At 62.2% G+C, this 12,615-nt stretch carries 10 protein-coding genes and 1 pseudogene; 6 read left to right on the forward strand and 5 right to left on the reverse strand.

The genetic code is table 11. The features are described from left to right. The 6 genes and pseudogenes from NX05_RS08205 to NX05_RS08220 form a co-directional block, all read left to right on the forward strand. On the forward strand, positions 1–331 hold a 331-nt coding region (locus NX05_RS08205), incomplete at its 5' end, for a transposase (RefSeq protein WP_155550126.1). A gap of 70 nt (positions 332–401) precedes the next feature. Next, the gene (locus NX05_RS22145; RefSeq protein ID WP_249027768.1) at positions 402–1,016 is read left to right on the forward strand and encodes a restriction endonuclease subunit S; all 615 of its coding nucleotides are present in this window, start codon (positions 402–404) and stop codon (positions 1,014–1,016) included. 31 nt (positions 1,017–1,047) lie between these two features. Then, positions 1,048–1,251, forward strand: a complete 204-nt coding sequence (locus tag NX05_RS22150; RefSeq protein WP_227479810.1) for a hypothetical protein — start codon at positions 1,048–1,050, stop codon at positions 1,249–1,251. Then, a pseudogene (locus NX05_RS22155) lies at positions 1,245–1,384 on the forward strand (SDR family oxidoreductase); the annotation flags it as partial. The gene NX05_RS22150 and the pseudogene NX05_RS22155, both read left to right, overlap by 7 nt. Before the next feature lie 257 nt (positions 1,385–1,641). After that, entirely contained in the window at positions 1,642–2,505 is an 864-nt protein-coding gene (locus tag NX05_RS08215) for a Smlt3025 familytype IV secretion system inhibitor (protein ID WP_039432305.1), read from the forward strand. Between the two features lie 25 nt (positions 2,506–2,530). Then, entirely contained in the window at positions 2,531–3,856 is a 1,326-nt protein-coding gene (locus NX05_RS08220) for a Smlt3024 family type IV secretion system effector (RefSeq protein ID WP_039432309.1), read from the forward strand. 272 nt (positions 3,857–4,128) lie between these two features. Here the strand turns inward: NX05_RS08220 and NX05_RS08225 are convergent, their stop codons facing one another. The 5 genes from NX05_RS08225 to pilH all read right to left on the reverse strand — a co-directional run bounded on the left by NX05_RS08225 (position 4,129) and on the right by pilH (position 12,318). Further along, positions 4,129–6,798, reverse strand: a complete 2,670-nt coding sequence (locus tag NX05_RS08225; protein ID WP_039432311.1) for a M1 family metallopeptidase — start codon at positions 6,796–6,798, stop codon at positions 4,129–4,131. 456 nt (positions 6,799–7,254) lie between these two features. After that, a complete protein-coding gene (locus tag NX05_RS08230; RefSeq protein WP_039432312.1) occupies positions 7,255–8,547 on the reverse strand; it encodes an adenylosuccinate synthase in 1,293 nt (430 codons plus the stop codon). A 520-nt stretch (positions 8,548–9,067) separates the two neighbouring features. Next, positions 9,068–9,931, reverse strand: a complete 864-nt coding sequence (gene hflC / locus NX05_RS08235; protein ID WP_039432314.1) for a protease modulator HflC — start codon at positions 9,929–9,931, stop codon at positions 9,068–9,070. Continuing rightward, entirely contained in the window at positions 9,931–11,058 is a 1,128-nt protein-coding gene (hflK, locus tag NX05_RS08240; RefSeq protein WP_039432316.1) for an FtsH protease activity modulator HflK, read from the reverse strand. The genes hflC and hflK overlap by 1 nt, the downstream gene beginning before the upstream one ends. An 873-nt stretch (positions 11,059–11,931) precedes the next feature. Further along, positions 11,932–12,318 carry a twitching motility response regulator PilH gene (pilH, locus tag NX05_RS08245; protein ID WP_010368445.1) on the reverse strand — a complete coding sequence of 129 codons (387 nt, stop codon included), beginning with the start codon at positions 12,316–12,318 and terminating at the stop codon, positions 11,932–11,934. Positions 12,319–12,615: the final 297 nt, after the last annotated feature.

Raw genomic sequence — 12,615 nt, forward strand, 5'->3', positions numbered from 1 at the left:
GGACAGCGGCTATACGGGGCTTGAGAAGCGCGATGAGATGAAGGGCAAGCGCAAGTTGCGCTACCTGATCGCGGAGAAGCGCTCGAAGCTGAAGCAGATCAAGAACAAGCGCGAACTGAAGTTGGCCAAGCGCTGGGAGCACACCAAGGCCAGCCTGCGTGCGAAGGTGGAACACCCGTTTCGGGTGATCAAGCGTCAGTTTGGTTACGTCAAGGTGCGCTATCGCGGTTTGGCGAAGAACACCGCACAGGTGCTGACGCTGTTTGCACTGTCGAATCTGTGGCTGACGCGCAAAGCGTTAATGCCTGCTGCGGGGAAGCTGTGCCTGTAACCCAGGCAACACCCCGCAAACGGCCGAAACCGGCAAAAAATCGGCGATTTGAGCGCCCTCAGCGCGGCGGATGCGGTTGCTTCGTTTTCCGGTCGCGTTGATCAGACCATCCTTAAAGGTCGTCGCAAGAGACATCGAAAAAAATTATGCTCGGACGCGCCTGAAGGGCGGAGAAGTCCTTCTTGCAATTCGCGGCTCAATAGGCAACACAGCCGTAGCGCCGAAATCACTCGCGAATTGCAACATCAGCCGAGAAGTCGCGATGATTCCTTGTATCGAAGATGTTGATTCCATGTTCGTTGCATTGGTTCTTCAAAGTAAACGAGGACAGCAACTGTTGGCAGGGAAAACTCGTGGCGTTGCACAAAAGGGCATCAATCTAGCTGACGTCCGAAGACTTCCAATTGCATTGCCTTCGCGGACTGCCCAGAGGGAAATCGTCGACCGCGTCGAACAACTCTTCACCTACGCCGACCAGCTGGAAGCCAAGGTCGTCGCCGCCCAGCAGCGCATCGACGCCCTGACCCAGAGCCTGCTCGCCAAGGCCTTCCGCGGCGAACTGGTGCCACAGGACCCCACCGACGAACCGGCCAGCGTGCTGCTGGAACGCATCCGCGCCCAGCGCGCCGCCGCACCCAAACCCAAACCCAAAGCGCGGCCGCAAGGCGGCGACAAGCTGATCTGATCCATCCCATCCATCACAAGGAAGCGAACCCATGACCACGTTCGACAGCACCAAACTGCCATTGAAGGACCTGCTCAAGGACGTCGTCCAAGGCAAGATCCAGCTGCCGGATTTCCAGCGCGGCTGGCGAACATGTGCGCAGCCTGCTGGTCAGCCTGGGGCGCTCGTTCCCGGTGGGTGCAGTGATGCTGCTGGAAACCGGCGGCGAGGTGCGCTTCCAGGTCCGCAGACCTGATGCACAGCTTCATGGCGATCAAGCGCCACGGTCGCGCCGACGAAGTGGCCGGCATGGTGGCCTGGCTGGCGGGCCCGGAGCGGGCTTTGTGACCGGGGCGATGCATACGATCGATGGTGCGTTTGGAGCATGAGATGGCGACGTCTGCGTTGAGGGCGCTGCGGCTCGACACGTATCGCGACGGGCGGCGGCAAACGCCCTCGGTCGACACATGGCGAGCCGCCATTGCACCGGCAGCATCGTGGTCCACGCGCATTATTTTGCTGGCAGCGGGTGATCGTCTTTTCACGTTATGCGGCGCATTGCATCCGCAATCGCCCGCTGGGCTTGGGCTGTCGCATTGATTCTGATTTGCCTATAGTTGCGGCGAACCCTGCAATGGATTGACCAATGCACATGATGTCATCCGGTCGGTGCCTGGCCCTTGCACTTGCCGTCGCCGTCACCGGCAGTAACTGTGCACGGACGCCATCACCCGAACAAAAAAGGACTTCCACCATGTCAGGCACCGTCACCACCGGCCGCACCATCAACGGGCATACCTATACGGATGCGCCGGTTGACGTGAAACTCGGGCCGCACATCTTCCGCATCCCCGCCAACTATCTGGACAGCCAGATCGCACCATGGCCGGGCGAAGGCGTGACGCTGGTCATCGAATGGCCGGACATGACCCCTACTCCGCCCGGTGCGCGGGCCAATCCGCGTACGAATGATTTCAGGAAGGAGATCCACGCAGCGATCGACTACGTTGACCGGGTCCCGATTGAGGCATTGCTTGGAAGCTATTCGTCGAACGAAGCACTTACCAAGGCTGATTGGGTCGAACGAGGTAATCCTGCGGAGAGGCTCGATCTACGGATTGCACAGCCTGAAACACTCGGATTGACGCCCTATGCCATCGATGAAGAAAAGATGGCGGTGTACGTTAAAGCGTACGAAGCCCGCTACAGCAAACCTCCGACACGCAATCCTGCGTTTGAGGACGATTGGTATGTTGCGCGCGATTCTGGCGGCAATCTAACCACTTTTATCAAGTGCGATAGCGTCAATTTTCGTAAAGATGGCATCCGGCTTGAGGGCGACCAAGTCATTGACGAAGAAGAACCAGTTATCGCCGGATGTACGCACTACCTTGTGGATGTCGAGAAAAAACTATCCATCACGCTCAACTACCATCGCGCGTTCCTAAGAGACTGGAAACGTATGGAAAAAGCGATTCGGGACGTTTTGGTAAACACCAAAGTTGGATGATCGACACTTTTTCAAGGAGTAAATCATGGGTGGATTAACTCAGCAGAACTTGACGATCCTGCGCAGCTACGCAAAAGCAGGCAATCGTGAGCTGTACTGGAACTACCTCTCGCAACTGCCCGGCGCAGACGGCTACGGAACGCTCGCGCTTGGTGTCGTGCGTAATGACAGTTTGCCGGGGCGCGTTGCGAATCGTTACGCGCAAGATTATGCGAACACGCAGCACGAGAGCGGCTCGCGCTTTGCTAATGCTCAACTGAGCGAACGTCAGTGGGAGAGCTTCGGACAGACGTTGCTGGAGAGGGATTTGGAACTTCGGCAAGCATGGCTCCGTCGAGAACGTCCGGATCTGGCACTGAACCTACCAGGCGCCTCCGTCATGCTCGCGCACGACCGCGCGTTTGAGCAGCGCCGGCTCGACCCTAACTGCTGGACACCTCGCGTGCTACTGCAAGCGGCCCTAGAGAAAAGCGGTCCCCAGAAGCTGGAGCAGATCTGGACCAACATGCTCGACAACGGGTACGCCGGCGCCAGCCGCATCGGCAACACGGGTTACGAGACCTTCTCACAGATGGGCATGGCGGCCGGGAGCGAGTACCTGGCCAAGCTCGGCACCACCGAAGCGATCCAGATGCTGGAGGGCCGCTCCGCCGTCGACCCCAATGTCATCGGCAGCAACAGCTTCTACGCGATGTACTTCGAGCAGGAACGCAAATGGGTGAACGTCAGCGCCAGTGGCGGGCATCTTTCCATGCGCGAAGAAACCAATCCTGCACGTATCGCCGAACTCGACGACGCCCGCGCCGTCCGTCTGGAGCGGCAGCAGAAAGCCACGCAGTTCCACGAAGAAGATCCGTACCGCTCCATTACCCGCAGCCCGTTCACTGCATCGGTCGATGGTGTACCCAATCAAACACAGGCGCCGACCAAGCTGGCCGATATCGGCCCGGACCATCGGGACTACAACTTGCTGCAGCAGGTGCGTACGGGCGTGGGTGCGATCGATGCGCAAGCCGGGCGCACACCGGACGAAAACAGCGAGCGCCTCATCGCCAGCGTGATGACCCTCGCCCGCCAGAACAATCTGGATCGCGCCGATCATGTTGTGCTGAGCAACCAGACCGCCGAACACCCGGCGGGGCGTACCGTCTTTGTGGTGCAGGGCGAATTGAACAACCCTGCCCATCTGCGTGCCGCCATGCCCACCGATGTGGCGGTGCGCACACCGGTGGAGCAATCGCTGCAGCAACTGGAAACGGCCAGCGTGGAGCGGCAACGGGCCCTGATGCAGGGCCAGCAGCAAGACATGGACAATCGGGTGCGCGAGAATATGTCGATGCGCATGGCGTGATGCATGTAGCCAACCGCAGCCGGTCGGCCGGCGCGCTGGAGCCAGGTGCGGCGCGCAGCGTTGCAGCACGCAGCACGCAGCACGCAGCACGGCTCAGAATCGCTCGACAACGGAATCGGCAGTTACAACGCGCGCGTTGCACATTTCAGGCATCCACACACCAGATCCATTCTCTGCTGTTCCTGGCCAATCCGCTTCACCTGCAATGGTGGCCACTGCACCAAACAAAAAGCCCGGAAAATACCGGGCTTTTTGTTTCTCTACGCTATTCGTCACGCTTTGCGCTTTTTCAACCAGGCCGCAATCTGCGGCACCCGCCGTTCGCGCAACGTCACCCGCGTCTGGATGGTGCTGATGGCGGTTTCTGCATCGCGGCGTGAGGTGGGGGCCAGGTAGGTGCCCGCGTACGCCTTGATCTTGTCGATGGTCTCCAGCTTGCTCGAGCCTGCGGCCAGGTGCGGGTAGTAGCGGGCGCGCGAGGTGGAGTCGATCAGCTTATCCACCTGGGTGCGATGCGCCAAGGCGAAGTCGAATGCCAGCTCCGGATGCTCGCTGCCGACATCGCCGATCATGCTAGCGCCGGTGGTGGCGCCGGGCTCGTCGGTGAGTGCAAGTTCAAGGGCGCGCTGCGCCAACGCCGGGTCCCTGCCTTCAGCCAGCAGGGCGTAAAATTGGTCGCGCAGCATCGACGAAGTTTCTTTCTTCGCCATGGCATGCAATGCGTCCCAGGTAGCGGAGTCGGCGTGGCGAGCGACGATGCCCAGCACCGTGCTACGTAACTCTGGCGACAACGTGCCCGGGTCGGCCTGGAACGAAGCGAAACGACGCTGCGCTTCGGCGATCACCTGTGCATCGTCCAGCGCGCTCAGGCTGTTGAGCAGGCTGGCACGCAACTGCTTGGTCTGTGCACTGTCGTCCTTGCGCTCGTCCCAGCCGAGCGTGGCGAACTCGGGAGCAAGCCGCGCACGCGCGAAGCGCCGCCAGCTGGCCTGAGCTTTCGGATCGCCGTCGAACAAGCTATCGATACCGGAGAACGTGCCGGACACCACTTCCCACAGATCCGGCGAGCTGCCGACCGGCACCTTGGCGGTGAGCTCAAGCAGGTCCGCTTCGGGCTGCAGGCCCACCGGTGCCAGCGCAGCGGTATCCATCAGTACACCCAGCTGATCGACCACCGGCAACGCATCGAACCCCTTGGTGAGCGCGGTGAATTGCGCCGGTGCATACAGCGTGCGGAAGTAACCCTTCTGCCCGGCATTGACCACGATGGGGGCATCGCAGCCAGGTCGCTGCACCTGCGCGCTGCCATCCACCAATACGCGCACCGGCGTGCCATTGGCGCCGCGCACCGTGACGGGCACATGCCAGCGCAATGGCTGTTTGTCGGGGCGGTCGACGGTGTATTCGCCTTGTTTCAGCTGCACGGTCGTGGTGCCGGCAATGCAGCTGGCGCTGACCTGGATCAACGGCACACCCGGCTGCAAGGTGAAGTCGTGCGCCACCTGGGTGAACTGCTTGCCCGGTGCCACTGCATCGATCTGCTGCCACAACGCATCGGTGACGGCGTTGCCGTATTGATGCTGTTTGAGATAGCTGCGCACGCCGTTACGCCAGTTGTCGGCACCCACATAGTCTTCGAGCATGGCGATCACCGCCTCGCCCTTGTCGTAGGTGATCTGGTCGAATGCCTGGCTGGCCTGCTCCACGGTGGCGACGTGCTGCACCACCGGGTGGGTGGTGACATACGCATCGCGACGCATCGCCGCACGGCTCTTGAACGCCGCGCCGGTGTTATCAATATCCCATTCCGGATGCAGCTTGTGCGTGGTGCGCGCCTCCATCCAGTTGGCGAACCCTTCGTTGAGCCACAGGTCGTCCCACCACGCCATGGTCACCAGGTTGCCGAACCACTGATGCGCGATCTCGTGCGCGGCAACGGTGAAAACGCCCTGCTTGTCGTTGATGTTGGACGTGGCCGGGTCGAGCAGTAGCGAGTATTCGAAGGTGAAGATCGCCCCCCAGTTTTCCATTGCGCTGAAGAACTGGCTTTGCCCGGGTGCGGCGATGTTGTCCAGTTTCGGCAACGGATACGGGATGCCGAAATAGGCGTTGTATTCGTGCAGCACGTCGCGCCCGGAATCCAGTGCGAACTGCGCCTGGTCCACCTTGCCCTTCTGCGCGATCACGCCAATCTCGGTGCCATTGTCGGCCTTGCGCGTCGCCCGCTCGAAGTCGCCGACACTCATGAACAACAGGTACGTGGACATCTTGGGCGTGGTCTGGAAGGCCACGCGCTTCATGCCACCGGCACCATTGCTGGACGAGGCAACCGGCATGTTGCTCACCGCCATCTGCGCGGCCGGCGCAATGACTGCCAGGTCGAACGTGGCCTTGAAATTGGGCTCGTCCCACGACGGAATGAAGCGGCGCGCATCGGAATTTTCGAACTGGGTAAACAACGCGCGGCGCTGGCCTTGTGGAGTGGCGTAATTCAGCGCGAATAAGCCGTTGGCCTGCGTATTGATTACACCGCTGTAGTCGATGGACAACACGTAGTTGCCCGGCGCCAGCGGCTTGTTGAAGGCGAACGTGGCGGTCTGCGCCTGATCATCGGTGCTGACCTTGGCAGTCTGCGGCGTGCCGCTCTTGCGCTGCGCCAATGTGCTGCGCGCGAAGGTGAGATTGGCCGCCTGCAACACGATGCGGTCGGTGGCCTGCAGCACGACGATGTCGATGGCGACCTTGCCGTCGAAGGTCATCTTGTCGGCGTGCGGAGTGATCTCCACCGCGTAATGCGTGGGCTTGGCCGTCCGCGGCAACTGGCTGGTGACCTGCGTGGCAGATGCGCTGATTGCATCGGGTGCAGCAGCGCCGTGAGCCGACGCAACGGCGGAGGTAGTGGCCAGGGCCAGCGCAATAGCAGTCACCAGGATCTGGCGCATGACGTTCCTAAAAAGAGTAATGAGGTAGACGAAGTCGTACAGCGGGCCAGCATCATGGCGCCAACACGCAAGGGCTCACACGGCCAAAAGTCATGCGCCCGCCTGCCAGACGCGAAGACACACACGTCAAAGAGAAGCCACTGTAACGACGGGGTGTGAGGACATCAGACCAGAGCAAGCAATCCCCACTGGCGGAAGCATGCTACAGGGCTGTGCTGAACACGCCCCGCATTGATAAGGCTTGGGCGGCCCATAGCAGTTGTCAGCTAGGTGCGGGGGGAGCTGAGGGGCGGGAGTCTTCGAGTGGTAGTGCGATCACCAACAGTGCAGACATAAGAATCAGGCCACCGCAGTTGCCGTCGCCCTACCTCGCCCCAAAGCAGCGCTCGACAGCATAACGCAAACAAAAGCCCCGCTTTCGAAGGGCTCTTGTCGTTTCACTCACGCATCAGCCGATCAGGCGAACGGGTCCTGCAGCACCATGGTGTGGTCGCGGTCCGGGCCGGTGGAGACGATCGAGATGGGGCAGCCGGCCAGTTCCTCCAGCGCGCGCAGATAGGCGCGGGCGGCAGGCGGCAGGTCATCCCACACGGTGATGCCGTGGGTGTTCTCGCTCCAGCCCGGGAACTCCAGGTACACGGGGGTGCACTCTTCCCAACCCTGCGCGTCCAGCGGCGCGTATTCGGTGCGCTTGCCGCGATATTCGTAAGCGATGCAGACCTTGAGCTTTTCCATGCCATCGAGCACGTCGAGCTTGGTGATGCACAAGCCGGAGATACCGTTGATGGCCACCGCACGCTTGAGGGCAACGATGTCCATCCAGCCGCAACGACGCGGGCGGCCGGTGGAAGCGCCGTACTCGGCACCGCGGTCGCGAATCCCCTGGCCCACTTCGTCGTCCAGCTCGGTCGGGAACGGACCGCCGCCAACGCGGGTGGCGTAGGCCTTGGCGATACCGAGCACGTAGTCGATCGCATCGGCGCCAACGCCGGTGCCGGCCAGTGCGCCGCCCACCGTGGTGTTGGAGCTGGTGACATACGGGTAGGTGCCGTGGTCGATGTCCAGCAATGCGCCCTGCGCGCCTTCAAACAGCACGCGCTTACCCTGCTTGCGCAGGTCGTGCAGAATGCCGGCCACGTCCGACTTCATCGGCTGCACGTAGTTGCCGAACGCCAGCGCCTCGTCGTAGGTCTTCTGGAAATCGACCGCTTCTACGCCTAGGTACTTGGTCAGCACGAAGTTGTGGTAATCCAGCGCGGTGCGCAGCAGCTCTTCCAGCTGCGGCGGGTAATGCAGGTCGGCGATGCGGATACCGCGACGCGCCACCTTGTCTTCATACGCCGGGCCGATACCGCGACCGGTGGTGCCGATGGCCTTGCCGCCGGCTGCCTTTTCGCGCGCCTGATCGAGGGCGATGTGGTACGGCATGATCAACGGCGCGGCCGGGGAAATCTTCAGGCGCGAACGCACTTCCACGCCGGCGTCTTCCAGCTCGCTGATCTCTTTGATCAACGCGGCCGGGGAGATCACCACACCATTGCCGATCAGGCACAGCGCGTCGTCGCGCAGGATGCCGGACGGAATCAGATGCAAGACGGTCTTCTTGCCATTGATGACGAGCGTGTGGCCGGCGTTATGGCCGCCCTGGAATCGGACGACTGCACCGATTTCTTCGGTAAGCAGATCGACGATCTTGCCCTTGCCTTCATCGCCCCACTGGGCACCGAGCACGACAACTGACTGACCCATGACGGGTGAACTCCTAAGTTTTTCTGCGGCCATCGGGGCCGCGGGATGGGACCGACGCAGGGTTGGCGGCGACACCCTGCGCGCAGCTCCATCGGGGAGCATTGCAGTGGCGCGACAGCCCTGACACGGAAAAAGCCGACCGGAGTGCTCTGATTGGAGCGTGCCCGGCCGGCTTTTGTGCATTATCCGGGTTTCCGATGGCCCGCACTACCCCTGGCGGACGGCGGATCGGGGGCTGGTGCGGCTGGCCGTCGGTTGCGCGGTGCTCCGAGCGCTGCCGGCCCCAGCCGGCCCCAGCCCGGGAGTATCACCGTAGCGACAATCACAATGGGTCGCAGGCGCGCACCCGGGCGCGACAGGCGTTGCCGGTGAAGCCGTCGCGCCAGGTGCGCTCCTGCGAGGCAGCATTCATTGCAGGGATCTTGAGTGCAGCGTTGCAGTGGCCCATGCGTGTTGTGCCATGACGGCACATACGAAAACGCCCGCATTACGCGGGCGTTTTCGTTTCAAGGCAGAGCGATCAACGATCGCTCTTGAGGTACTGCAGGAACGGATCGTTCTTGTCCAACACGATCACGCCATTGCCGTCGGTCATGGAGCCGCGGTAGGCCTCCAGGCTGCGGTAGAAGGCGTAGAACGAGGGGTCTTTGGAACCCGCCTGGCCGTAGATGCGAGCGGCTTCGGCATCGCCTTCGCCGCGCAGCTTCTGCGCATCGCGCTCGGCGTCGGCCACGATCACGGTGGACTCGCGGTCGGCTTGCGCGCGGATGGTCAGGGCCTGCTCTTCGCCTTCGGCGCGCAGCTTGCTGGCTTCCTGCTTGCGTTGGGCGCGCATGCGCTCGTAGACGTCGGTGATCACCTGGCTGTCGGTCGGCAGGTCAATCTGCTTGATGCGCAGGTCGGTGATCTGCATGCCTAAGCCCTTGATCGCGCCGTTGATGGCCTTGAGCTGGCTGGCGATCAGTTCGCTGCGGTAGCCGGAGACCAGCTGCTGCAAGGTGCGCGAGTTGATCTGGTTGCGCAGCGAATCGGTGATGATTGGCGCCAGGCGCGAGTTGGCCACCGACTCTTCACCACCGGTGGCGCGATAGAAGGCCCGCACATCGGAGATGTAACCGATGGCGAAGAAGTCCACGCTCACGTCTTTCTGTTCGGCGGTGAAGTAGCGCGCCGGGGCGGTGTCCAGCACCTGGAAGCGGCGGTCGAACACGCGCACCGATTCCACCACCGGAACCTTGAAGTGCAGGCCGGGCTTGATGTCGGCACGCACCACACGGCCCAGGTTGAGCACCATGGCGGTCTGGTCTTCGCGCACCACGAATACCGAGCCCATCAGGGTCAGCAGCACGGCGACGATCAGGCCGATAACTAGCGAATTCTTCATTATTCGGTCCCCTCACGGCCAGTCGGGCGCGGGCCGCGTTCCGGGTTACGGATGGCCTCGCTACTGGTGCTTTGCGGCGGATTCAACAGCACGTCCTGCGGCACCATCGACGGCATGCCAGCTTTGCTGCTGGGAGTAGCCGGCTTGCTGGCATCGGCCGCCAGCGGCACGTAGATGACCTGTCGGCCATCGCTGCCGATCACCTTGCGGTTCTCCGACAACACCTTCTGCACGGTTTCCAGCCACAGACGCTTGCGGGTGACGTCCGGCGCGCCGGCGTACTGCGCCTGCAATAGCGTGAAGCGATCGGCGTCGCCTTCGGCCTTGGAGATGGTGGCCTGCTTGTAACCTTCGGCACCGGTGCGGGTGCGTGCACCCTGGCCGCGTGCTTCGGGCACCACCTTGGCGGCGTACGCCTGGGCTTCGTTGATCAGGCGCTCGCGCACCTGCTGGGCACCATTGACCTCGTCGAAGGCCGGCTTCACTTCTTCCGGCGGGCGCGCATCCGGCAAGGTCACGCCGGTGACGGCCAGGCCGGTGTTGTAGGCATCCAACGCAGTCTGCAGACGGTCCTTGGAGGCGATCGCCAACGGGCCGCGATTGTTGAGCACGGTATTGAGATCCGAACGACCGACCTGCTCACGCACGGCACTCTGCGCGGCCTGCTCCAACACCAGATCGGCATTACGCGAGCCGAACAGGTATTTGCGCGGGTCGCTGATCTGGTACTGCACGTTGAGCGAGACATTGACGATGTTCTCGTCGCGCGTTAGCACAGGCACCTGGTTGCTGAAGGTCTTGATCTCGGTGGCATTGACCTTGCGCACCGACTCGATCGGCCAGGGCAGCTTGAAGTTCGGGCCGGGCTGCAGAATGCGCGAGAACTGGCCGAAGCGCAGCACCACGCCACGCTGCTGCTCGCCGATGAGCTGGAAGCTGGAGAACAGCACAATCAGCACCACCGCGACCAGGATCCAGCGCCCCACGCCGCCATCGAACAGCTCTTTCAACGGGGCGGGCAGCTTGCCCCAACCGCCACCGTTGCCACCACCGCGCGGGCCCCAGGACCTGCGACGGTTAGGATCCGGGCCGTCTCCGCCCTTGTTGCCGGGTGTGTTCCAGGCCATGCACGCTCCATGATCGAGGGGCTGTGCGGGCCAGTCCCGCAGTGCCGCCATGTTGTTTGATTCGCCGATTCTACTAGATGGGGCAGACGCACCGTTTTGAAAGGCCCCGTCCGGTGCATCGTTGGTTTAGCCGGCGGGGTGGATTTGGCGGCCTGGAAAACACCGCAGCGGTTTTGAGCAGCGGGGGGGAACCACACGCGGGAGTCCCAGCAGCGGTTCTTGGGTCGTTGAACGGCGTTACCGGGAACCAGAGGGTGCGCGTGGCACGCGCCAACTGTTGGCACAGGCGGGGGGTCCCCCGGGCGCTGTGTAGCCGCGTTGTTGGTCGCAGCCGGGCCGCTGATCGGGTCTTGGCCGGGTGGAATCGGCTTGCCGCGTGCGTACCTGATTGGCTGGGCTTGAGTGGCGGTGCGCTGATGCGTGCGGCAAGCGGGCACAGCGCCAGGCGATTGCTTAACTTGGAGCCTGTGACTTCCACCCAACTATTGGTGCCGACGGCAGAGTGGCTGCACCCGTGCCCCCGCTCTGCGCCGCGGTCCGCGCTTGCGACGCTGTCGCTCAAGCGCACGCGCGCGAATGGCGCGTAAGCCATGCCTTCTCGCGCTACGGCAAAGATGGCTGCTGCTTCTCTCTATCGGGACCTTGTTCCCCTTCATGGGGGAAAGGCTCGTGGGCAGCGACGGATGAGGGTACGGCTGCGATGCAATAGCGCGAGTCGCCTTCGACGTCAAGTTCGCATCGCTGAGCTACCGACGAACCTCACCCCAACCTCTCTTCTAGCGCAGGAGAGGGATTTTGTCCTTCTCCCAGATCCACCGTCGCCTACATCCGCCTTTCCTGACATCCGGCTTCGATCACACTATGCCGGCGCATTTACGTTTTCGTTGGTTCGTCTTTCTGATTGAACACGCGCTCCATCACTTCCAGCAGCTCATCTTCCGAAAACGGCTTGGTAATGTAGGCGCGGGCACCTTGGCGCATGCCCCACATGCGGTCGGTATCCTGATCCTTGGTGGTGACCAGAATCACCGGAATGTGCTGGGTGGTGGGCTCGCGCTTGAGCGTGCGCGTGGCCTGGAACCCGTTGAGGTTGGGCATCACCACATCCATCAACACCAGATCCGGCAGCGATTGCTTGGCAGCTTCCACGCCGGCGGCGCCATCGGTGGCGGTGATGGTCTCGTGCCCCAGCTTCTCGACAATGCGCTGAATCCCCAGCAGCTGCGACGGCGAGTCGTCGACGATCAAAATACGTGCCATGTGTTTCCCCTAGTGTGCGCGGCGAGTGTAGTGCCAAGGCTGCGCTTGCGGTAGCTGGGCCAGGCTAACTGCTCATGCTTGGTGCTTGGTGCGGCACGCGATGGACTTACACGCTGTCTTTCTTTGCAGACGAGCAATGGAGTACTACGTCGGACAGGGCACCGTTGGATTCAACGCAGACTCAAGAGCAGCGATTCCCTTCTCCCATCGGGACAATGTCCTCCTTTATGGAGGAGAAGGGGGCGCATAGCGCCGGATGAGGGTGCGGGAGCGATTCGCTGGCACAGATCAACGTCA

Source organism: Xanthomonas vasicola, assembly GCF_000772705.2.
Taxonomy (GTDB): domain Bacteria; phylum Pseudomonadota; class Gammaproteobacteria; order Xanthomonadales; family Xanthomonadaceae; genus Xanthomonas; species Xanthomonas vasicola.